Source organism: Streptomyces sp. NPDC055189 (assembly GCF_053606765.1).
Genome location: NZ_JBSGSG010000036.1, coordinates 1 through 19,803, shown reverse-complemented (window position 1 = coordinate 19,803; position 19,803 = coordinate 1). Strand labels below are relative to the sequence as shown.

Annotated in this window: 20 protein-coding genes; 13 read left to right on the top strand and 7 right to left on the bottom strand. The window is 70.3% G+C overall.

Annotated elements, in window-relative coordinates; genetic code table 11:
• Positions 1-199: 199 nt before the first annotated feature.
• The 4 genes from ACWFR3_RS24350 to ACWFR3_RS24335 all read left to right on the top strand — a co-directional run bounded on the left by ACWFR3_RS24350 (position 200) and on the right by ACWFR3_RS24335 (position 2,120).
• Positions 200-424: a hypothetical protein gene (locus tag ACWFR3_RS24350; protein ID WP_453736732.1), complete on the top strand. Its 225-nt coding sequence runs from the start codon at positions 200-202 to the stop codon at positions 422-424.
• Positions 425-568: 144 nt separating this feature from the next.
• Positions 569-1,210: a TetR/AcrR family transcriptional regulator gene (locus ACWFR3_RS24345; protein ID WP_365860495.1), complete on the top strand. Its 642-nt coding sequence runs from the start codon at positions 569-571 to the stop codon at positions 1,208-1,210.
• A 177-nt stretch (positions 1,211-1,387) separates the two neighbouring features.
• Positions 1,388-1,615 carry a DUF3107 domain-containing protein gene (locus ACWFR3_RS24340; RefSeq protein WP_055565193.1) on the top strand — a complete coding sequence of 76 codons (228 nt, stop codon included), beginning with the start codon at positions 1,388-1,390 and terminating at the stop codon, positions 1,613-1,615.
• Positions 1,616-1,847: 232 nt separating this feature from the next.
• The gene (locus ACWFR3_RS24335) at positions 1,848-2,120 is read left to right on the top strand and encodes a hypothetical protein (RefSeq protein WP_453736731.1); all 273 of its coding nucleotides are present in this window, start codon (positions 1,848-1,850) and stop codon (positions 2,118-2,120) included.
• 217 nt (positions 2,121-2,337) lie between these two features.
• Here the strand turns inward: ACWFR3_RS24335 and ACWFR3_RS24330 are convergent, their stop codons facing one another.
• Positions 2,338-3,075 (bottom strand): ferritin-like fold-containing protein, encoded by a 738-nt coding sequence (locus ACWFR3_RS24330; RefSeq protein ID WP_453736730.1) that lies wholly within the window; start codon positions 3,073-3,075, stop codon positions 2,338-2,340.
• Between the two features lie 463 nt (positions 3,076-3,538).
• Here ACWFR3_RS24330 and ACWFR3_RS24325 point away from each other — a divergent pair, with 463 nt between their 5' ends.
• Together ACWFR3_RS24325 and ACWFR3_RS24320 are read left to right on the top strand one after the other, a co-directional pair.
• The gene (locus tag ACWFR3_RS24325; protein ID WP_453736729.1) at positions 3,539-5,752 is read left to right on the top strand and encodes a DEAD/DEAH box helicase; all 2,214 of its coding nucleotides are present in this window, start codon (positions 3,539-3,541) and stop codon (positions 5,750-5,752) included.
• Positions 5,753-6,635: 883 nt separating this feature from the next.
• Positions 6,636-7,568: an alpha/beta fold hydrolase gene (locus ACWFR3_RS24320; RefSeq protein ID WP_453736728.1), complete on the top strand. Its 933-nt coding sequence runs from the start codon at positions 6,636-6,638 to the stop codon at positions 7,566-7,568.
• A 27-nt stretch (positions 7,569-7,595) separates the two neighbouring features.
• On the opposite strand, the gene ACWFR3_RS24315 is transcribed toward ACWFR3_RS24320, so the two are convergent.
• Entirely contained in the window at positions 7,596-8,492 is an 897-nt protein-coding gene (locus ACWFR3_RS24315; RefSeq protein ID WP_453736727.1) for an NYN domain-containing protein, read from the bottom strand.
• Between the two features lie 208 nt (positions 8,493-8,700).
• Here ACWFR3_RS24315 and ACWFR3_RS24310 point away from each other — a divergent pair, with 208 nt between their 5' ends.
• Complete coding sequence (locus ACWFR3_RS24310) at positions 8,701-8,853, top strand: hypothetical protein (protein WP_167829028.1); 153 nt, start codon at positions 8,701-8,703, stop codon at positions 8,851-8,853.
• 153 nt (positions 8,854-9,006) lie between these two features.
• Here the strand turns inward: ACWFR3_RS24310 and ACWFR3_RS24305 are convergent, their stop codons facing one another.
• The 3 genes from ACWFR3_RS24305 to ACWFR3_RS24295 form a co-directional block, all read right to left on the bottom strand.
• Positions 9,007-9,612, bottom strand: a complete 606-nt coding sequence (locus tag ACWFR3_RS24305) for a MarC family protein (RefSeq protein ID WP_453736726.1) — start codon at positions 9,610-9,612, stop codon at positions 9,007-9,009.
• A gap of 91 nt (positions 9,613-9,703) precedes the next feature.
• Positions 9,704-10,570, bottom strand: coding sequence for a PHP domain-containing protein (locus ACWFR3_RS24300; RefSeq protein WP_453736725.1), 867 nt, complete (start codon positions 10,568-10,570; stop codon positions 9,704-9,706).
• 316 nt (positions 10,571-10,886) lie between these two features.
• Positions 10,887-11,528: a DUF6758 family protein gene (locus ACWFR3_RS24295; protein WP_453736724.1), complete on the bottom strand. Its 642-nt coding sequence runs from the start codon at positions 11,526-11,528 to the stop codon at positions 10,887-10,889.
• A 184-nt stretch (positions 11,529-11,712) separates the two neighbouring features.
• Between ACWFR3_RS24295 and ACWFR3_RS24290 the strand changes: the two genes are divergently transcribed.
• A complete protein-coding gene (locus tag ACWFR3_RS24290) occupies positions 11,713-12,966 on the top strand; it encodes an MFS transporter (RefSeq protein ID WP_453736723.1) in 1,254 nt (417 codons plus the stop codon).
• A 62-nt stretch (positions 12,967-13,028) separates the two neighbouring features.
• On the opposite strand, the gene ACWFR3_RS24285 is transcribed toward ACWFR3_RS24290, so the two are convergent.
• Positions 13,029-13,613: a suppressor of fused domain protein gene (locus ACWFR3_RS24285; RefSeq protein ID WP_453736722.1), complete on the bottom strand. Its 585-nt coding sequence runs from the start codon at positions 13,611-13,613 to the stop codon at positions 13,029-13,031.
• Positions 13,614-14,095: 482 nt separating this feature from the next.
• Between ACWFR3_RS24285 and ACWFR3_RS24280 the strand changes: the two genes are divergently transcribed.
• Together ACWFR3_RS24280 and ACWFR3_RS24275 are read left to right on the top strand one after the other, a co-directional pair.
• Positions 14,096-15,217, top strand: coding sequence for a magnesium and cobalt transport protein CorA (locus ACWFR3_RS24280; RefSeq protein WP_453736721.1), 1,122 nt, complete (start codon positions 14,096-14,098; stop codon positions 15,215-15,217).
• 23 nt (positions 15,218-15,240) lie between these two features.
• Positions 15,241-15,753 carry a hypothetical protein gene (locus ACWFR3_RS24275; RefSeq protein WP_453736720.1) on the top strand — a complete coding sequence of 171 codons (513 nt, stop codon included), beginning with the start codon at positions 15,241-15,243 and terminating at the stop codon, positions 15,751-15,753.
• A gap of 24 nt (positions 15,754-15,777) precedes the next feature.
• Here the strand turns inward: ACWFR3_RS24275 and ACWFR3_RS24270 are convergent, their stop codons facing one another.
• Entirely contained in the window at positions 15,778-16,497 is a 720-nt protein-coding gene (locus tag ACWFR3_RS24270) for a hypothetical protein (protein ID WP_453736769.1), read from the bottom strand.
• A gap of 247 nt (positions 16,498-16,744) precedes the next feature.
• On the opposite strand from ACWFR3_RS24270, the gene ACWFR3_RS24265 reads away from it, so the two are divergent.
• From ACWFR3_RS24265 to ACWFR3_RS24255, 3 genes are read left to right on the top strand one after another with little or no spacing between them, the layout of a single operon-like run.
• Positions 16,745-18,031, top strand: coding sequence for a magnesium transporter MgtE N-terminal domain-containing protein (locus tag ACWFR3_RS24265; RefSeq protein ID WP_453736719.1), 1,287 nt, complete (start codon positions 16,745-16,747; stop codon positions 18,029-18,031).
• A complete protein-coding gene (locus ACWFR3_RS24260) occupies positions 18,018-18,599 on the top strand; it encodes a DUF1003 domain-containing protein (RefSeq protein ID WP_453736718.1) in 582 nt (193 codons plus the stop codon). Before ACWFR3_RS24265 ends, ACWFR3_RS24260 begins: the two co-directional genes overlap by 14 nt.
• A gap of 44 nt (positions 18,600-18,643) precedes the next feature.
• Positions 18,644-19,777 carry an Mrp/NBP35 family ATP-binding protein gene (locus tag ACWFR3_RS24255; protein WP_453736717.1) on the top strand — a complete coding sequence of 378 codons (1,134 nt, stop codon included), beginning with the start codon at positions 18,644-18,646 and terminating at the stop codon, positions 19,775-19,777.
• The last annotated feature ends 26 nt before the right edge of the window (positions 19,778-19,803 follow it).

Below are 19,803 nucleotides of genomic sequence, written 5' to 3'. Positions count from 1 at the left end.
CGGCAATGTTACGAGACGATCACACGGTGGTTCATGTGTTCGCCGTCACAGATCCAGCCGAAGTCGCACAGAGATCGCGTAGCGCCCGCTCCGGCTCTCTCCTAGGCTCGTAGAAGAGGGATGACAGAGAGATGGCAGAGAGATAGAAGAGGACGAACAGGGCACTCGCATCACTAGTCCGCTAGGGAAGAGAGCCACGATGACCGTCGACCCGTCCGACCCCGAGACCTTCGAGGTCGAACAGACCCCCGATATCGCCGACCAGAGCCCCGAGGCACCGGAGGCCGATGCCGCGGAGCAGCAGACCGATCTCGCGCCGCGCGAGGACGACTCCTTGCAGGACGCGAACACGGACGCGGCCAACGAGGCCGACCTTGCCGAACAGGCCCGCGTCGTCAGCATCGACGAAGACGACTATCGCTGAGCTGCCCGTGTTTGCCCTGCTACGCACGGCTTTCCCGGTTATCCAGTCCGTGAAATTCTCAGCTCGTACCGCGCACATCAGGGTTACCGAAAAGTACGATGGCCGCGCGGCGCACACCGCACATTCACGATCATGGGAGGCGGCGTGACAGCCATCGAGCAGACAGAGGCAGCGCGCCCGCGGGGCACACGCCTGCCGCGTCGTGCCCGACGCAATCAGTTGCTGGGCGCGGCGCAGGAGGTTTTCGTCGCGCAGGGGTATCACGCGGCGGCGATGGACGACATCGCCGAGCGGGCCGGAGTCAGCAAGCCGGTGCTGTATCAGCACTTCCCCGGCAAGCTCGACCTGTACCTCGCCCTGCTCGACCAGCACTGCGAATCACTGCTGCAGTCCGTCCGTACGGCACTCGCGTCGACGTCGGACAACAAGCTGCGCGTGGCGGCCACGATGGACGCCTACTTCGCGTACGTGGAGGACGAGGGCGGCGCTTTCCGCCTGGTCTTCGAGTCCGACCTGACGAACGAGGCCGCGGTCCGCGAGCGCGTGGACCGGGTGACGCTGCAGTGCGCGGAGGCGATCTGCGAGGTCATCGCCGAGGACACGGGGCTGCCCCGTGACGAGGCGATGCTGCTCGCCGTGGGCCTCGGCGGCTACTCACAGGTGGTCGCCAGGTACTGGCTCGCCAGCGGCAGCACGGTCCCGCGCGAAAAGGCGGTGGAACTGCTCACCTCGCTGGCCTGGCGCGGCATCGCGGGCTTCCCGCTGCACGGCGTGGACGGCCACTGACCCGGATTCTCCGGTCCGGCTCTCCGGCCCGGTTCTCCGTTCCGGCATTCTGTTCCCGATCTCTGTTCGCTACTGGCGTGCAGCGGCGGAAGCATACGCATCGCCGCACCGGGCTAATGTGTGCTGAGTACGGCGCGGACGGCCGCGCACATCACTGACCGTCGGAGGGACAAAGCCGTGGAGGTCAAGATCGGCGTGCAGTACGCGCCCCGCGAGATCGTGCTGGAGAGCGGCCAGAGTGCCGAGGAAGTCGAGCACGCGGTGTCCGAGGCGCTGACCGGCAAGTCGCCGCTGCTGAGCCTCGTGGACGACCACGGCCGCAAGGTCCTGGTTCCGGCCGACCGCCTCGCGTACGTCGAGCTCGGCGAGCCGACCGCACGCAAGGTGGGCTTCAGCGCCCTGTAGTCCGGGGCGCTGCACGCAGGACGAACAACGGGAACGGCCCGGTGGTCATGAACCACCGGGCCGTTCCCGTGCGTTGAAGCGCCCCCTAACCCCCCTTACGGGGAGGAGCTCCGCGAGCGCTCGAAGTGGACCCGAAACGGGCTCGGAGTGGGCTTGGAGGATTGCATTCCGGCCGCCGGGGGTAAGACCGGCTACGACCGTTTTGCACCTGGCCGCGAGGGAGGAACACCCTGTGATTCTGGAAGCACTCGGCTCTGCACTGCTCGGTTTCGCCCTGGCATGGGCAGCGGCCCACCGACTGGCCCACCGGCTCCCCGCACGCAGTCTGGTCCTGTCGACCGGCGCGGCGGGCGGCGTGATCGGCGCCATCGTCGCGCACATGGCCCTCGGCGCGGGCCACGCCCCCGGCACACTGGCGGGCGCGGTAGCCGTAGCAGCGGCCCTGCTCTCACTCCTGCTCCGCCCCACCCGCAGCCGCGTACGCCGTCGCTCAGCGACGGCGTAGGGGCGGGGGCGCCCCGCAAGGGGCGCGGGGAACGGCGCGACCGGCCACCACGCACCGCAAAGACGAACACCAGCGATCAGCCCCGTAAGGGGCGCGGGGAACGGCGGGACCGGCCACAACGAACCCGCACAGGCCCACAAGGGGCGCGGGGAACTGCGCGGCAAGCCACAGCGGGCCCGCGGCAAAAAGGCGCCCCCCGTTCCCCGGAGCCCCGCGACTACGCGGCGAGCCCGAGCGCAGCCATCCGCTTCGTATGCGCCTCAGTGATCCGAGAGAACATCCGCCCGACCTCGGCAAGGTCGAACCCATCGGCAACGCCCCCGACCAGCATGGTCGACAGAGCGTCACGATCGGCGACCACCCGCTGCGACTGCGAAAGCGCCTCCCCCATCAAGCGTCGAGCCCACAGCGCGAGCCGCCCGCCGACCCGCGGGTCCGCCTCGATCGCGGCCCGCACCTTCTCCACGGCGAAGCTCGCGTGCCCCGTGTCGTCGAGCACACCGAGGACGAGACGACGGGTGTCACCGTCGAGCCGCGCCGCCACCTCGCGGTAGAAGTCACTGGCGATCGAGTCACCCACGTACGCCTTGACAAGACCCTCGAGCCAGTCGGACGGCGCCGTCTGGCGGTGGAAGCCGTCGAGCGCGGCCACGAAGGGCTCCATCGCCTCGGTGGCGTCCGCGCCGATCGCGGTGAGCCGGTCCCGCAACTGCTCGAAGTGATGGAATTCCGCCGACGCCATCTTCGCCAGCTCCGCCTTGTCGCCGAGCGTGGGCGCCAGCTTCGCGTCCTCGGCGAGCCGCTCGAACGCCGCGAGCTCTCCGTAGGCGAGCGCTCCGAGCAGGTCCACGACCGCGGCGCGGTAGTGCGGCTCGTCGGCAGCGGCCTTCCAGTCCAGGGCGGCGATTCCAGTGGGTTCGGCAGGTGTGTCAGCGGCGGTGTCAGGCGTCTCCATAAACCGCACAATAGCCCGCTCGCAGCAACGTGTAAGGGCCTGGTCAGTGACTGTGACGACGACTACGTGACGAATTCGCCAGACACGGCTGCGAGATTCCGGGGTACAGTGGTAATGCGCCCGCCGAATATTCGTCGGGCCGTACGAATGAGGATGCCCGGTCGGAGGCCCGATCGGCTCCGACCCGACAGCCCTCCAGGCGGCCCGCGAAGTGCGGACGGCACGAGGAGGGAACCTCAGCGGTACGAGCGCTCGAGCGCAGGCAGTGGTCCCGCGCCCCCGGCCCCGCCCCCCAAGCAGCCGGCGGTAGTGGCACGGTCACGACCCCCAGCGTTCGCCTCGGACTGCGTCTCACAGAAGAGGCAATGCCCTGACTACGACTTTCCGCGATCTCGGAATTCTTCCCGAGACGGCCGAGGCCCTTGAGGCCGTCGGCATCATCAGCCCTTTCCCCATCCAAGAGATGACGCTCCCCGTGGCGCTCTCCGGGACCGACGTCATCGGCCAGGCCAAGACCGGCACCGGCAAGACGCTCGGCTTCGGACTCCCGCTCCTGGAGCGCGTCACCGTCCCCGCGGACGTCGAGGCGGGCCGGGCCAAGCCCGAGCAGCTGACCGACGCCCCGCAGGCGCTCATCGTCGTCCCCACGCGTGAGCTGTGCCAGCAGGTCACGAACGACCTCCTGACCGCCGGCAAGGCCCGTAACGTCCGCGTCCTCGCCATATACGGCGGCCGTGCGTACGAGCCGCAGGTCGAGGCCCTCAAGAAGGGCATCGACATCGTCGTCGGCACGCCGGGTCGTCTCCTCGACCTCGCGGGCCAGAAGAAGCTCAACCTCAAGCACATCAAGTGCCTGGTCCTCGACGAGGCCGACGAGATGCTCGACCTGGGCTTCCTGCCCGACGTCGAGCGGATCATCAACATGCTGCCGGCGAAGCGTCAGACGATGCTGTTCTCGGCGACCATGCCGGGCGCGGTCATCGGCCTGGCCCGTCGGTACATGTCGCAGCCCACGCACATCCGCGCCACCGCGCCGGACGACGAGGGCCAGACCGTCGCGAACACCAAGCAGCACGTGTACCGCGCGCACAACATGGACAAGCCCGAGATGGTCTCGCGCATCCTGCAGGCCGAGGGCCGCGGACTCGCGATGATCTTCTGCCGTACGAAGCGGACCGCCGCCGACATCGCCGAGCAGCTCGAGAAGCGCGGCTTCGCCTCGGGCGCCGTGCACGGTGACCTCGGGCAGGGCGCCCGTGAGCAGGCGCTGCGCGCGTTCCGCAACGGCAAGGTGGACGTACTCGTCTGCACCGACGTCGCCGCACGCGGCATCGACGTCGGTGGCGTGACGCACGTCATCAACTACCAGTCCCCCGAGGACGAGAAGACGTACCTGCACCGCATCGGCCGTACGGGCCGCGCGGGCGCCAAGGGCATCGCGATCACGCTGGTCGACTGGGACGACATCCCGCGCTGGCAGCTGATCAACAAGGCGCTGAACCTCGGCTTCAACGACCCGGTCGAGACGTACTCCAGCTCCCCTCACCTGTACGAGGAGCTGAGCATCCCGGCGGGCACGAAGGGTGTCCTGCCGCGCGCCGAGCGGACCCGCGCCGGGCTCCGCGCCGAGGAGATCGAGGACCTCGGCGAGACCGGCGGCAAGGGTGGCTCGCGCGGACGCGACCGCGACCGTGGTGGTCGTGACGGCGGCCGTGACGGCGGCCGTGACCGTGACCGGGGGCGCGCCCCCGAGGCGGAGCGCGAGCCGCGTGAGGCGCGTACGCCGCGCCGTCGCCGCCGCACGCGTTCGGGCACGCCGCTGGAGGCTCCCGCCACGCCGGTGGCCGAGGCCGCCACCACCGAGGCAGCACCCGCAGTTGCCGTGGCTGAGCCGACGGAGCCGCGTACGCCGCGCCGACGTCGCCGGACGCGGAGCGGCTCGGAGGCCGCGGAGGCAGTCGTCGACACGGTCGAGGCCGTGGTGACCGCCGAGCCCGAGCCCGCGCCCGCCGAGGCTCCGGCCACCAAGCCGCGCCGCCGCACCCGCAAGGCAGCGGAGCCGGTAGCCGAGGTCGCCACCGAGGCACCCGAGGCCTCCGAGGCAGAGGCCCCGGCCACCAAGCCCCGTCGCCGCACCCGCAAGGCAGCGGAAGCGGTCGAGGCGGTCGAGACGGTGGAGACGGCAGAGGCAGAGACCCCGGCCACCAAGCCGCGCCGCCGCACCCGCAAGGCAGCGGAGCCGGTAGCCGAGGTCGCCATCGAGGCCCCCGAGGCCGCCGAGGCAGAGACCCCGACCACCAAGCCCCGCCGCCGCACGCGCAAGGCAGCGGAAGCGGTCGTGGACACGGTCGAGGCGGTGGAGACGGCAGAGGCAGAAACCCCGGCCACCAAGCCGCGCCGCCGCACCCGCAAGGCGGCCGAGCCGGTCGCCGAGGTCGCCGCCGAAGCCGCCGAGGCAGAGGCCCCGGCCACCAAGCCCCGCCGCCGCACCCGCAAGGCGGCCGAGCCGGTGGCCGAGGCGGAGATCCCCGCGCAGCCGACGGAGGAGGCCAAGCCCCGCCGTCGCACGCGCAAGGCCGCGGCTGCGGTCCCGGCGGTCGCCGAGGACGAGCCCACGGTCACCAAGCCGCGCCGCAGGACCCGCAAGGCGGTGGCGGCGCCGGCGGAGGAGAGCTAAGACGCTCCGCTGAGTCCTGACACCAGAAGGCCCGGTCCCCTACGGGGGAGCCGGGCCTTCTGCGTCCCGTCGCACCACCCGGCGCCAGGCATGAGGCCCAACCGCCTCACACCCCGCGCTGCGCCGCGCGCGGAACGCCCGCGTTGACACTCGGCCCATCGAGAGCCCCAGCCGTAACTTTCCCGCGCTCCGCGCGGATGTCTCCCACCCACCCACCCGTTACTCGGCGCCACAGGGCGAACGGGTGGGCACGCGGGAAGCATGCGCCACGAAGCACGGGGCAAACCCAGCGCCCCCAATCCCACCCCCGCAACACGGGGCAATCGGGTGGGTGGGCGGGCAGAAACCGCGCGAAGCGCGGGACCGCAGACCACCCCCACGGAAACGCAGCAACCCCAGCCCCATTCCCCCGCAGCACGAGGCAATCGGGTGGGTGGGCGGGGAGAATCCGCGCGGAAGGCAGGACAGCAGACCACCCGCACGGAAACCCAGCGCCCTCAGCCTCAATCCCCCGCAGCGCGGGGTAATCGGGTGGGCGGGGTGGGAAAAATCCGCGCGAAGCGCGGGACCGCAGACCACCCGCACGGAAACCCAGCGCCCCCAGCCCCACCCCCGCAACACGGGGCAATCGGGTGGGCGGGCGGGAGAATCCGCGCGAAGCGCGGGAAGGCAGACCACCCGCACGGAGACCCAGCGCCCCAGCCTCAATCCCCCGCAGCGCGGGGTAATCGGGTGGGTGGGTGGGGAAGCATCCGCGCGAAGCGCGGGAAAGGCCCCCGCAGGGTGACGCCCCGGAGCCCGCCCAAGCCCACCGCAGGGCAACCGCTCAACGCCCCCGGCGAGAACCCGCCCAAGACCCCGCCCCCCGGATAGCCTCGGAGGCATGAGCAGGCCCCCTACCTTCACCCCGCCCCCCGGCGTCGACGCGCGGCCCCTGAGGACCGCACGCGGCGACTTCGCCTCCCTGGACGCCCGCCCGGCCGGCGAGGCCAGAGGCACCGTACTGCTGCTCCCCGGCTTCACCGGGAGCAAGGAAGACTTCATCGCCCTGCTCAGGCCCATCGCAGATGCCGGGTATCGAGCGGTAGCCGTCGACGGCCGCGGACAGTACGAGACCCAGGGCCCCGAGAAGGACGAATCACCGTACGCCCAAGCCGAGTTGGCCCAGGACGTACTCGCTCAGGCCGACGCACTCGCTCAAGCAGACGCACTCACCCGGGCCGACGCAACCACCGGCACCACCACCCCTCACCTCCTAGGCCACTCCCTCGGAGGCCAGATCGCCCGCGCCGCAACCCTCCGCGCCGCCGCCCTCCGCACCCCCGCGGAAACCTTCGCCTCGCTCACCCTCATGGCATCAGGCCCCGCCGCCATCTCACCCCCGCAGCAGGCCCGCGCCAAGATGCTGACGGACGCGCTGACCGTCATGTCGATGGCCGAGGCCTGGGCCGCCATACAGGCCTTCGATCCGCCCGCGGACACCGACGTCGACGGTGACGCCCTGCGCGAGCGCTGGCTGCGGCACAGCCCCGCCCAGCTCATCGCCACCGGCAAGCAGCTCTGCGTCGAGCCGGACCGCGTCACGGAGCTCACCGCCCTGCCCCTGCCCAAGCACGTCATCTCCGGCGAGCGCGACGACACCTGGCCCATCCCCTGGCTCGACGAGATGGCCGAGCGTCTGCGAGCCCACCGCACGATCATCACCGGCGCCGAGCACTCCCCCAACACCGACCGCCCCGCGGAAACCGCAGCCGCCCTCATCGCTTTCTGGGACCGGATCGCCTTCCGGGACCAACCGGACAGCGCCACCCACTAGAGCTCCGCCAGCACCCCGCCAGCACCCCTAGTACTGCGTCTGCAGATGCTCCCAGAACCCGTCCCGCAGCGCCCGCCGCAGATCGGACTGCCCCCGCAACGAGTACGCGAGGAGCTTCTCGGCCTCCACCAGGAGCTCCTGGTCCACCGATCCCGGCAGGTAGGGGTGGCCCGGCAACAGATCCACCAGCGCCTCGCGCCCCCGCGCGGCCAGCCACTTCGCGGCGATCTGCGCGCCCACGAAGCGCACGTTCTCGCGGGGAGGCCGGGGCGTACCCGCCGTCTCGTACGACACCGCGACGCTGCGCCGGGACACGTACGGCTTGAAGAAGTCGAGGTCGAACGTGCGCTGGCTGTCGACCTCCCACAGCAGCGGCTCCGCCTGGTTGCGGCCCTCGGACGCCTCGATGCCCCACAGGTGCACCCGCGCGCCGTACCCCTGCGCGGCCTCCACCGCCGAGACCAGGTCCTCGTCGCCCCCGATCAGCGCCGCGTCGCTGATCGCGCGGTGCCGGGCCAGTGACTCCAGATCCGTCCGGATGAGGGAGTCCACGCCCTTCTGCTGGTTGTTCGCGTTGAGATTGCCCAGGCGCACTTTGACGTCGGGCAGTTCGGCGATCGACTGCTGCTCCACGGTGTGGATGCGGCGCCGCGCACCGTCGTACCAGTAGACGCGCAGCAGCCGGCTGTCCGCGAAGATCGTGCGCGCCTTGTCGATGAACGCCTCGATCAGCCCCTCCGCGTCCAGGTCGAAGGCCCGCCGGTCCTCGGTGCCGACCGCGAGCCGTCCGGCCGCCGCGTACACATAACCGGCGTCGACGAAGATCGCGTGCGTGGACGGCGTCTTCGCGACCTCGGCGAGCACGCGCTCGAGGAGTCCGTTGGCGCGCTCCAGCTGGGCGCTGATCTCGATGTCGTCGTTCATCGGGTCCATTGTCCCGCCGGTCACGCAGCGAACACAACCGATCTCGCTACTCGTGAGTAATTAGTCTGTCGAAAAATTTCCTTAGCGTAGGGAATGTTTGCTGGGGGCAACTCGTTGTACCCGTATGGAACGCCGGACACAGCTGTCCCGGCGGCCACACACCAGTAGTTCTCCTTCAGGAGGATGACCAGACGAAGGGAGAAGCCTTATGCGCTTCGAAATCATGCGACTCGACGACGTCGACGGTGCTGCCGTGGACCGGACCGTCGTAGACGCCGCCTCCGTCAATCGGATCGTGCAGCAGGCCGCAGCGATCGGCCAGCGCATCTATATCCGCCCGGCCGAATCCCCGGCCTCGTAACGCACATGTTGCACATATAGGTTGCAAGATGCACATATAGGTTGCACGCACAGGTTGAAGGGCCCCCGTACACCTTTGGTACGGGGGCCCTTGGCATGCCCGGACGTCACGACCCCGGGCGAGCCGCGCCGGGCGCCGTTGACCAGAGCCGCGCTAGGCGCCGTTGATCACCTGCGTCACGCCGTTGATGATCTGCTGCACCGCGATCGCGGAGAGCATCATGCCCGCGAGCCGCGTCACCAGGACCACGCCGCCGTCCTTGATGACCCGGATGATCAGGAGCGAGTAGCGCATCACCAGCCACAGCACGACGTGCATCGCCACGATCGCCGCCCACACGGAGAGCTGCGTGCCGACGCTGTCGGCGTCCTGGACGGCCAGGATGACGGAGACGATCGCGCCGGGCCCCGCGAGCAGCGGCATGCCGAGCGGCACGAGGGCGACGTTGACGTCCTTGGTCTGCGTCGGCTCGTCCGACTTGCCGGTGAGCAGGTCGAGCGCGATGAGCAGGAGCAGCAGACCGCCCGCGATCATCAGCGCGGGGACGGAGACATGCAGGTAGTCGAGGATCTGATGGCCCAGGACTCCGAAGACCGCGATCACGCCGAAGGCGACGCACACGGCCTGGAAGGCCATTTTCCGCTGTACCTTGGCGGGCCGGCCTGAGGTGAGCCCGAGGAAGATCGGGGTGATCCCGGGGGGATCCATGATGACAAAAAGGGTGAGAAAGAGGGATCCGAAGACGGCGACGTCGAACACAGTGATGGCCTTGCAGTGAAGTGGGGCGTACGAAAATGCCGCGCGAGGGCGGCGGAAAAGGTGGCGGGTGGCAGGGGCCGGGAAGCCCGCGTTACGCGGCGGGCCGTCCGCCCGCGCCCGGCACCGGGAACGCCCCGGTCGCGCGGCGCGTGATCTCCCCGTAGATCTCGGGGTCGGTGGTGAACTCCCCGAGCACGCAGGTCTTGCGGCTGCCGTGGTAGTCGCTGGACCCCGTGGCAAGCAGACCGAGGTCCGCGGCGAGGCCGCGCAGCCGGGTGCGGGTGTCCGGGGCGTGGTCCATGTGGTCGACCTCGACGCCGTCGAGACCGGCGGCGGCCAGTGCCGCTATCGCGTCCTCGGGCACCACCTGTCCGCGCTTGACGGCCGCCGGGTGCGCGAAGACGGTGACGCCGCCCGCGGCCTTGACCAGGCGGATCGCGTCGAAGGGGTCCAGTTCGTGCTTCTCGGCGTGCGCGCGGCCGCCGTCGGCGAGCCAGTCGGAGGTGAAGGCGTCCGAGACGGTGGGCACGACGCCAAGCTCCACCAGGGCCTCGGCGATGTGCGGGCGGCCGACCGAGCCGTTGCCCGCGATGCGCGCGACCTGCTCCCAGGTGACGGGGACGCCGAGCTCCCGGAGCTTGCCGATCATCGTCTTCGCGCGGGGCACGCGGTCGTCGCGTACGAGTTCGCGCTCGCGGGCGAGGTCCGGCTCGTCGGGGTCGAAGAGGTAGGCCAGCATGTGCAGGCCCACGCCGTCGAGGCGGCAGGAGAGTTCGGCGCCGGTGACGAGGGTGAGGCCGGCGGGAAGGGCCGCGACGGCCTCCGCGTACCCGCGGGTGGTGTCGTGGTCCGTGAGCGCGACGACGTCGAGCCCGGCGGCGGCAGCGTTGCGCACCAGCTGCGCCGGGGTGTCCGTGCCGTCGGAAGCGGTGGAGTGGGTGTGCAGATCGATGCGCACGACGCGGACTCCAGGCTCTGACGGGCGGGAACGGACAGGAACGGGCAGGAAGGGGCGGGCTGAGGGGACGCTCAAGGATAACGGGAGCCGAACGCTCCGCCGCCCGCCACAGAGGAGACACCCCTCACGGCGCCCCCTCTCTCCCGCCTCACCCCGTCACAGCGATGGAAGCCGCATCACGACGGCGTAAGCCCTCTCACGGCAACGCAACCCGCTTCACGACGACGCAAGCCGCATCACCGCGACGGAAACCCCGTCACGCCGACGAACCCGCATCACCACGACGGGGAAACCCGTCACAGCGACGAAACCCGCACTACGGCGACAGAATCCGCGGCGAAAGCGCCCCGCACGGCAGCAGGTCCGTCTCCGCCCCGGCGTCGCGCAGATCGGTGAGCACCAGCTCGTCGTACATCAGGAGCCCCGACTGCTCAGGCCACGCGACCGCCCACAGCCACAGGCCGCGCGCCTCACCCGCGAAGACCGCACGGTCGTCCGGCGTGCCCGCCACATGCCACATCGGGGTCGGCCTGCCCGCCGCGAGCAGCTTGGCCTGCGGCGACTTCTCGACGTTCAGATACGGACCGGGGTCCGGGCCGTCGATGCCCGCATACCGTGCGCCGAGCCCGACGCCGAGCTCCTCGGCGACGAGCACCAGCTCACCGATGCCGCCGAGCGGCGCGGGCCCCGAGCAGGCCACTGCGGTCGCACGGCCGCCGCTGCGGTCGTCGCCGGCGCAGGCCACGCCCGTGAACAGCCAGCCGACAGGCAGCGGCCAGGGCATCCACACCGGCACCTGCGCACGGTGCACCACCACTTGGAGGGCCTCGACGCTTGGCGGGATCACAGGCTGCAGCGGATGCACCGTCCCGTGCACATCGCACTGCCAGGAGTCGGCAAAGAGACCGGGAGCCCTGACCCGGCCACCACACTTCGGGCAACTGGGTTCGCCCCTCATAACGACCAACGGTCCTCCCCGCTCGTCCCCCCGTCAAGGACGATCACCCGTCCGGTGGCCCTGTCACCAGGAGAAACTAGATGTAGCTTGCATCTTTTAGCTTGGCTAACTAATATGTGTATACGTCAACGATCTCGACGGAAGTCGTTACGGAAGCCGTTACGGAAGCCGCTAAGGAGCAGGCATGAACAGCAGCACAGGAGGACCCGCCGAAGGGGACCCATTGGACAAGGGGGCGACCAGCCTCCTGCGGCAGCCGAAGGCCGTCTGGGCCACCGCGGGCGCGTCCGTCGTCGCCTTCATGGGCATCGGGCTCGTCGACCCGATCCTCCCCTCCATCGCCAAGGGCCTCGACGCCTCCGCCAGCCAGGTCTCCCTGCTCTTCACCTCGTACTTCCTGATCACCGCCGTGGCGATGCTGGTGACCGGGTTCGTCTCCAGCCGGATCGGCGGCAAGAAGACCCTGCTCCTGGGGCTCGCGCTCGTCGTGGTCTTCGCGGGGCTCGCGGGCACCTCGGGTTCGGTCGGTGAGCTCGTCGGGTTCCGCGCGGGCTGGGGGCTCGGCAACGCGCTCTTCGTGTCGACGGCCCTTGCCGTCATCGTCGGCGCCGCGGCCGGCGGCAGCGCCGCGGCGATCCTGCTGTACGAGTCGGCGCTCGGCCTCGGCATGGCGTGCGGGCCGCTGCTCGGCGCGGTCCTCGGCAACGCGAGCTGGCGCTACCCGTTCTTCGGCACCGCGGTCCTGATGGCGGTCGGCTTCCTCTGCATCACGGCGTTCCTGAAGGAACAGCCGAAGCCCGCGCAGAAGACCTCGCTGCTCGCCCCGATCAAGGCCCTGGGCCACGGCGGGCTCGCGTCGGCCGCCGCCTCCGCGTTCTTCTACAACTACACGTTCTTCACGGTCCTGGCCTTCACGCCGTTCGTGCTGAACATGACCCCGTACAAGTCGGGTGCGATCTTCTTCGCCTGGGGCCTGCTGCTCGCGGTCTTCTCGGTACTCGTGGCGCCCCGGCTGCAGGCGAAGCTCGGCTCGCTGAAGGTGCTCGGCGGTTCACTGGTGCTGCTCGCCGCGGACGTGCTGGTCCTCGGGTACGGCAACCACGCCACGGCCATCGTCTGCACGATCCTGTCCGGCGCCTTCATCGGCGTGAACAACACCGTCTACACCGAGCTCGCGCTCGGCGTGTCGGACGCGCCGCGCCCCGTGGCGAGCGCCGGCTACAACTTCGTCCGGTGGTTCGCCGCTGCCGCCGCGCCGTTCTTCGCGCCGAAGATCGAGGAGTGGAGCAACATCCACATCCCGTTCGTGGTCGCGGCCGTCACGGCGGTGCTCGGCGCGGTCGTGGTCTGGGTCCGCAAGGACGCCCTGAACCACGAGGCCGAGGAGCTGGAACCGAAGCACGCGACGGAGGACAGCGTCACCGTCTTCGCCAACTGATCTCTCCCGTAAGGGATTTCAGTCCGGCCCGTACGGGATTCCAGCCCGGCCCGTAGGGAACTTCAGTCCAGGGAAACGGACTTGCGCAGCGGATCGCGCAGGTCCGTTCCGCTGTTCAGCCAGCGCTCCTGGAGGGCCTGCGCGCCGTGCACCCGCTTCCACGCGCCCTCGTTCGGCGTCATGGGCAGCAGCGGCAGGAACCGTACGGGCTCCATCGGCTCGTCAAGGTCCAGGTCCTCCACCAGGCCGCCCGGCTCCGCGACGAGCACCGACGTGAACTGCGCGCCGGGCCACAGCGGTTCGCCCACGTCGAGCGAGGCGCCGGGGGCCACGATCAGGCCCTCGACCTGCGGCGAAGCCGCCAGTACGGCCAGCGGGCGCAGCACCTTGTCCGTGTCGGCGACGCCACCTCGCACCGAGAGGATCAGCTCCGCGCGCGGGCCCTTGACCGGGTCGGCCAGGGCGGCGGTCGGGTCGGCCATCGGCTGGGCCGACATGCCGAGCGTGGCGTATCTGACCACGTCCCCGTCCGTGAAGCGCAGCACTTCGACGCGGTCGGTGCCGAGGAAGGTCACCGCGGCGCGGGCGTCCGGTTCACCGAGGCCGCTACGGAGGCGGGCCTCGACCAGAGCAAGAACATCAGCCATCCCGCGAGCATAGAACTCGTCAGTGGCGGGTAAAGACGGGGCTTGACACTTCAGTCGGCTGATAGTGTTGGCCGCTGGTTCCGGGCAGCACGCAGTCAGCACTCTGAGCGCGCTCTCAAGCCCGGGCAGATGACTTCGCGCGCTACGCGCTTGGGACTTCCCCTACGGGGGACCGGCCGGAGGAGGTGGGGCTGCCATGGATCGAAGTCGACCGTGCAGTACCACCCGTTCTTCCGTCTGACACCTCACGCAGCCCTGTAGCTGCCACTGTGCGTCTGTACTCCCCGTGCTTGCGTGCGACGGAAGAGCACTTCGTTTCCACCTGATCTCTCTGAGTTATCTGATCTGAGTCAGTAGCGAAGCTGCCACCGCGATGGTGCGGTGCTCCCCGCTTTGTGGACGTGCCAAACATCCCCAGCAGGACGTCCCCATTCCGGGTAGTTCCACCCGTCGCCGGCGGCCTCCGTCAAAGGAGCCTGCCCATGTCGATGATCCGTGACCTTCGCGCCGCCGTACGTCCTTCGCTCCGCAAGGACGGCAGCGCCTACAGCTCGTACGACACCACCCGTGACCCCACCGCCGCCTCCGCCGTCGTCGACTGCGCCGTCTACCGCGACGGCCGCCGCGCGGCCTGCGACGACACGCTCACGCCGCACGAGGCGATGCTCCAGGTGCGCCGCGAGGGCGGCTTCGCCTGGATCGGTCTGCACGAGCCGACCGAGGCCGAGTTCTCCGGTATCGCCGCCGAGTTCGGGCTGCACCCCCTCGCCGTCGAGGACGCGGTGCACGCGCACCAGCGGCCCAAGCTGGAGCGTTACGACGACACGCTCTTCACCGTCTTCAAGACCATCCACTACGTCGAGCACGCCGAACTCACCGCCACCAGCGAGATCGTCGAGACCGGCGAGGTGATGTGCTTCACCGGGCGGGACTTCTTCATCACCGTGCGGCACGGCGGCCACGGCTCGCTGCGCGCGCTGCGGCGCCGGCTCCAGGAGGAGCCCGAACTGCTCGCCAAGGGCCCGTCCGCCGTCCTGCACACCATCGCCGACCACGTCGTCGACGGCTATCTGGCGGTCGCCGACGCCATGCAGGACGACATCGACGAGGTGGAGACCGAGGTGTTCTCCGCGCCGAGCAAGGGCAAGGGCTCCGCGCGCGGTGTCGACGCCGGGCGGATCTACCAGCTCAAGCGCGAGGTCCTGGAGTTCAAGCGGGCCGTCTCTCCGCTGCTCCGGCCCATGCTGCTCCTGAGCGAGCGGCCGATGCGTCTTGTCGACCCGGACATCCAGAAGTACTTCCGTGACGTCGCCGACCACCTGGCCCGCGTCCAGGAGCAGGTCGTCGGCTTCGACGAACTGCTCAACTCGATCCTGCAGGCCAACCTCGCGCAGGCCGCGGTCGCGCAGAACGAGGACATGCGCAAGATCACCTCCTGGGCGGCGATCATCGCCGTGCCGACGGCGGTGTGCGGGGTCTACGGCATGAACTTCGACCACATGCCCGAGCTGCACTGGCGGTTCGGCTACCCGATGGTCCTCGGCCTCATCGCCGGCGCCTGCTACACCATCCACCGCACCCTCAAGCGCAACGGCTGGCTGTAGACAGCGGTCGATAGGCTGCGCGCATGACAGAAACGCTGCTCGCCCGGGCCCTCGTCGAGGAGGCCACCAAGAAGTCGGGCCTCATCTGGGTGCGCGGCGAGGAACCGGCGCGCGCCCTGTGGCACGTATGGCACGAGGGCGCGGCGCATCTCATCGGCGACGGCCCCGGCGAGCAGCCGCTGCCGGGTCTCGTCGACGGCGGCACCGCCGAGGTGACCGTGCGCAGCAAGGACAAGGGCGGCCGCCTGATCGCCTGGACCGCGCAGGTCACGGAGCTCGCGCCGCGCTCAGAGGAGTGGGAGGCGGCCGTCGCCGAGCTCAAGGGCAAGCGCCTGAACGCACCGGACGGCGAGCGGATGCCGCAGCGCTGGGCGGACGAGTGCCGGGTCGTCCGGCTCACCCCGCGCGACATCAGCACCGACCTGCCCGACGCGTCCCTCGCGGCCCCGCCCCTGCCGACCCCGGCGACCACCCGGCAGCCGGTGCCCGAAGGGCTTCCCCGGCTGCTGTTCAAGCGGAAGAAGCGGCGCGGCTAGACCGGCCGCAGCGCTTCCCGCGGCTTACGACTGGGGCAGCTGCTCCCCGTAGTCGACCATCTCTTCCTTGTCCGGCTCGCTGAGCGTGAAGTCCCTGCCCCAGTCGCTGAGCCTGAGCGTGCCCGCGTCGCCCGCGCGCTTCAGGCGCAGCGGGTAGGGCTTGCCCTCGAGGGAGACGTCCAGGGTGCCGCCGGCCCCCTTGTCGCCGTTGATCTCGATGCTGGGGTTGCCGTCCGTCGTGCCGCGCTCCCCGACGGCGAGCTTGCCGTGCAGGGCGAGCATGCCCGCAAGGAGGCTGTCCTTGTCCGTGAAGCCGCTCAGCTGCCGGTAGGACGCGTCCTCCTCGGGGACCTTCACGTACTTGCCGTCGAGCTTGGCCGCGGCCTGGTCGTCCGCCTGGCCGGGCTTTTCGCCGCCCTTGGCCTCCTCGTGGGTCCAGAAGGCGGAGTCGGCCTTGAGGAAGAGGTGCTTGCCGACGCGCAGCAGCTGGAAGGTCTCACCCTTCGAGGTGACCGAGCCGGTGCCGCCCTCTTCCTTGAGGCGCATGTCGAGCTTGTACGTGTGGCCTTTGCTGACCAGCGTGCCCGAGAGACGTACCGCGGGCGCCGTGTCGGCGGTCGCGCGGGTCTTGCTCTGGATCTTCGCGGCGGAGAGCTTTCCTATGCCGTTCGTGCCCGCGTCCGGGTCCTCCTCGCTGCTGCACCCGGTGAGACCGGTGACCCCCACGACGAGACCCGCGCACATCGCGCTCACGAGTGCTGCTCTGCGGGTGCGGCGGATCGGGGAAATCGCTGACACAGGGGGCGCTGCCTCTCGTGGGGACGACGGCTACGGCTACGGCAGTACGGCAGCGTACCCGTGCTGACCAGTTGGGTCGGCGCCAGTGTGGCCGGACCCTCCGCCGGGGCGTATCCGACCGGGACGGGCTAGCCTGAAGCCCGCATTACGGGACAGAACGGCATAGACGCTACGAGTGAGGGAGGCGGGTGTGATGGCGGCAAGCGCCTCCCGGGTCTTCGTCTCGCATCTGGCCGGCATCGCCGTCTTCGACCCGAACGGCGACCAGGTCGGCCGCGTGCGCGACCTGGTGGCGACGCTGCGGGTGCAGCGCAGGCCGCCCCGGCTCCTCGGCCTCGTCGTCGAGCTGTCCACGCGGCGCCGCATCTTCCTGCCCATGACCCGGGTGACCGGCATCGAGTCGGGACAGGTCATCACCACGGGCGTACTGAACGTACGCCGTTTCGAGCAGCGGCCCACCGAGCGGCTCGTGCTCGGCGAGATGCTCGACCGGCGGGTCCGCCTGATCGAGACGGGCGAGGAGGTGACCGTCCTCGACGTGGCGGTGCAGCAGCTGCCGGCCCGGCGCGACTGGGAGATCGACCGGGTCTTCGTGCGCAAGGGGAAGGGCGGCGCGTTCCGGCGCAAGGGCGAGACGCTCACCGTCGAGTGGTCGGCCGTGGACGGCTTCGCCGTGGAGGAGCACGGCCAGGGCGCCGAGAGCCTGCTCGCCACCTTCGAACAGCTGCGCCCCGCCGACCTCGCCAACGTCCTGCACCACCTCTCGCCGAAACGGCGGGCCGAGGTGGCGGCCGCGCTCGACGACGACCGGCTCGCCGACGTACTCGAAGAGCTCCCCGAGGACGACCAGATCGAGATCCTCGGCAAGCTCAAGGAGGAGCGCGCCGCCGACGTCCTGGAGGCGATGGACCCGGACGACGCCGCTGACCTGCTCGCCGAGCTGCCCGAGGACGACAAGGAGCGGCTGCTCACGCTGATGCAGCCGGACGACGCGGCGGACGTGCGGCGCCTGATGGCGTACGAGGAGCGCACCGCGGGCGGTCTGATGACGACCGAGCCGATCGTGCTGCGGCCCGACGCGACGGTCGCGGACGCCCTCGCACGGGTGCGCCAGCAGGACCTCTCCCCCGCGCTCGCCGCGCAGGTCTACGTGTGCCGCCCGCCGGACGAGACGCCGACGGGCAAGTACCTGGGCACCGTGCACTTCCAGCGGCTCCTGCGCGATCCGCCGTACACGCTGGTCAGCTCGGTCCTCGACGACGATCTGCAGACCCTCGCGCCGGAGACCGCGCTGCCGCAGGTCGCCGGGTTCTTCGCCACGTACGACATGGTGGCGGCCCCCGTCGTCGACGAGGGCGGTTCGCTGCTCGGCGCGGTCACGGTCGACGACGTGCTCGACCACATGCTGCCGGACGACTGGCGCGAGACGGAGTTCCACCAGGAAGAGCAGGAAGAGGAGGCGCCGCGTGCCGCCGGCTGACCGCGAGCGGGAGCGGGACACCCGCGCCGAGCAGCGGCCCGCGCCCCGCTTCCGGCTCGACCAGCCGCGACCGCCGCGCCGCAGGCTCCTGCCGGAGTACGACCCGGAGGCCTTCGGACGGCTCTCGGAGCGGATCGCGCGGTTCCTGGGCACCGGGCGCTTCATCGTCTGGATGACGGTCATCATCGCCGTGTGGGTCGTCTGGAACGTCACGGTCCCGGCCCTGCTGCGCTTCGACCCGTTCCCCTTCCTGTTCCTGACCTTGGCGCTGTCCCTCCAGGCCTCCTACGCGGCGCCCCTGATCCTGCTCGCGCAGAACCGGCAGGACGACCGGGACCGGGTCAACCTCGAACAGGACCGCAAGCAGAACGAGCGCGCGATCGCGGACACCGAGTACCTGAGCCGCGAGATCGCCTCGCTGCGCATGGGCCTTGGCGAGGTCGCCACCCGCGACTGGATCCGTTCCGAACTCCAGGACCTGGTCAGGGAGCTGGAGGAGCAGCGCAGGGGCGGCCGCGTCGTATTCCCCGCCGAGGAAAGCGGCGGGCGTGATGTAGGCGACCGTTGACGGCTCTTTCCGGGGCAGGGTTACCGCGCCGTACTATCGGTCTTATGGCTACGGAAGACGCGGTGCGTGAAGCACTGGCGACGGTGAACGACCCCGAGATCCATCGACCCATCACCGAGTTGGGGATGGTCAAATCGGTAGATATCTCCCCTGATGGGGCGGTAGCGGTCACCGTGTACCTCACGGTCTCCGGGTGCCCGATGCGCGAGACCATCACGAAGAACGTGACCGACGCGGTCGCCGCCGTCGAGGGCGTCACGCATGTCGACGTCACCCTCGACGTGATGAGCGACGAGCAGCGCAAGGAACTGGCGAACGCGCTGCGCGGCGGCACCGCCGAGCGCGAGGTCCCCTTCGCCAAGCCCGGCTCGCTGACCCGTGTCTACGCCGTCGCGTCCGGCAAGGGCGGCGTCGGCAAGTCCTCGGTGACGGTGAACCTCGCGGCCGCGATGGCGGCGGACGGCCTGAAGGTCGGCGTCGTGGACGCGGACATCTACGGCCACTCCGTGCCCCGGATGCTGGGCGCGGACGGCAAGCCCACCCAGGTCGAAGACATGATCATGCCGCCGTCGGCGAACGGCGTGAAGGTCATCTCGATCGGCATGTTCACGCCGGGCAACGCCCCGGTCGTCTGGCGCGGCCCGATGCTCCACCGCGCCCTCCAGCAGTTCCTCGCGGACGTCTTCTGGGGCGACCTGGACGTCCTGCTCCTCGACCTGCCGCCGGGCACGGGCGACATCGCGATCTCCGTCGCCCAGCTCGTCCCGAACGCCGAGATCCTCGTCGTGACGACTCCCCAGCAGGCGGCGGCCGAGGTCGCCGAGCGTGCGGGCTCCATCGCCGTACAGACCCACCAGAAGATCGTCGGCGTCGTCGAGAACATGGCGGGGCTGCCCTGCCCGCACTGCGGCGAGATGGTCGACGTCTTCGGCACGGGCGGCGGCGAGCGCGTCGCCGAGGGCCTGACGAAGACGACGGGCGCCACGGTCCCGGTCCTCGGCTCCATCCCGATCGACGTCCGCCTGCGCGAGGGCGGCGACGAGGGCAAGCCGGTCGTCCTGACCGACCCGGAGTCCCCGGCGGGCTCGGCGCTGCGCGCGATCGCGGGCAAGCTGGGCGGCCGTCAGCGCGGCCTCGCGGGCATGACCTTGGGGATCACCCCGCGCAACAAGTTCTGAGGCCTTCCGGGGCTTCTTCCGTACGC

Coding starts and splice junctions, on each gene's coding strand:
- ACWFR3_RS24350 (WP_453736732.1), top strand. CDS start 200: ATGACCGTCGACCCGTCCGACCCCGAGACCTTCGAGGTCGAACAGACC.
- ACWFR3_RS24330 (WP_453736730.1), bottom strand. CDS start 3,075: ATGGAGACGCCTGACACCGCCGCTGACACACCTGCCGAACCCACTGGA.
- ACWFR3_RS24325 (WP_453736729.1), top strand. CDS start 3,539: ATGACGCTCCCCGTGGCGCTCTCCGGGACCGACGTCATCGGCCAGGCC.
- ACWFR3_RS24320 (WP_453736728.1), top strand. CDS start 6,636: ATGAGCAGGCCCCCTACCTTCACCCCGCCCCCCGGCGTCGACGCGCGG.
- ACWFR3_RS24315 (WP_453736727.1), bottom strand. CDS start 8,492: ATGAACGACGACATCGAGATCAGCGCCCAGCTGGAGCGCGCCAACGGA.
- ACWFR3_RS24310 (WP_167829028.1), top strand. CDS start 8,701: ATGCGCTTCGAAATCATGCGACTCGACGACGTCGACGGTGCTGCCGTG.
- ACWFR3_RS24295 (WP_453736724.1), bottom strand. CDS start 11,528: ATGAGGGGCGAACCCAGTTGCCCGAAGTGTGGTGGCCGGGTCAGGGCT.
- ACWFR3_RS24290 (WP_453736723.1), top strand. CDS start 11,713: ATGAACAGCAGCACAGGAGGACCCGCCGAAGGGGACCCATTGGACAAG.
- ACWFR3_RS24285 (WP_453736722.1), bottom strand. CDS start 13,613: ATGGCTGATGTTCTTGCTCTGGTCGAGGCCCGCCTCCGTAGCGGCCTC.
- ACWFR3_RS24280 (WP_453736721.1), top strand. CDS start 14,096: ATGTCGATGATCCGTGACCTTCGCGCCGCCGTACGTCCTTCGCTCCGC.
- ACWFR3_RS24275 (WP_453736720.1), top strand. CDS start 15,241: ATGACAGAAACGCTGCTCGCCCGGGCCCTCGTCGAGGAGGCCACCAAG.
- ACWFR3_RS24270 (WP_453736769.1), bottom strand. CDS start 16,497: ATGTGCGCGGGTCTCGTCGTGGGGGTCACCGGTCTCACCGGGTGCAGC.
- ACWFR3_RS24265 (WP_453736719.1), top strand. CDS start 16,745: ATGGCGGCAAGCGCCTCCCGGGTCTTCGTCTCGCATCTGGCCGGCATC.
- ACWFR3_RS24255 (WP_453736717.1), top strand. CDS start 18,644: ATGGCTACGGAAGACGCGGTGCGTGAAGCACTGGCGACGGTGAACGAC.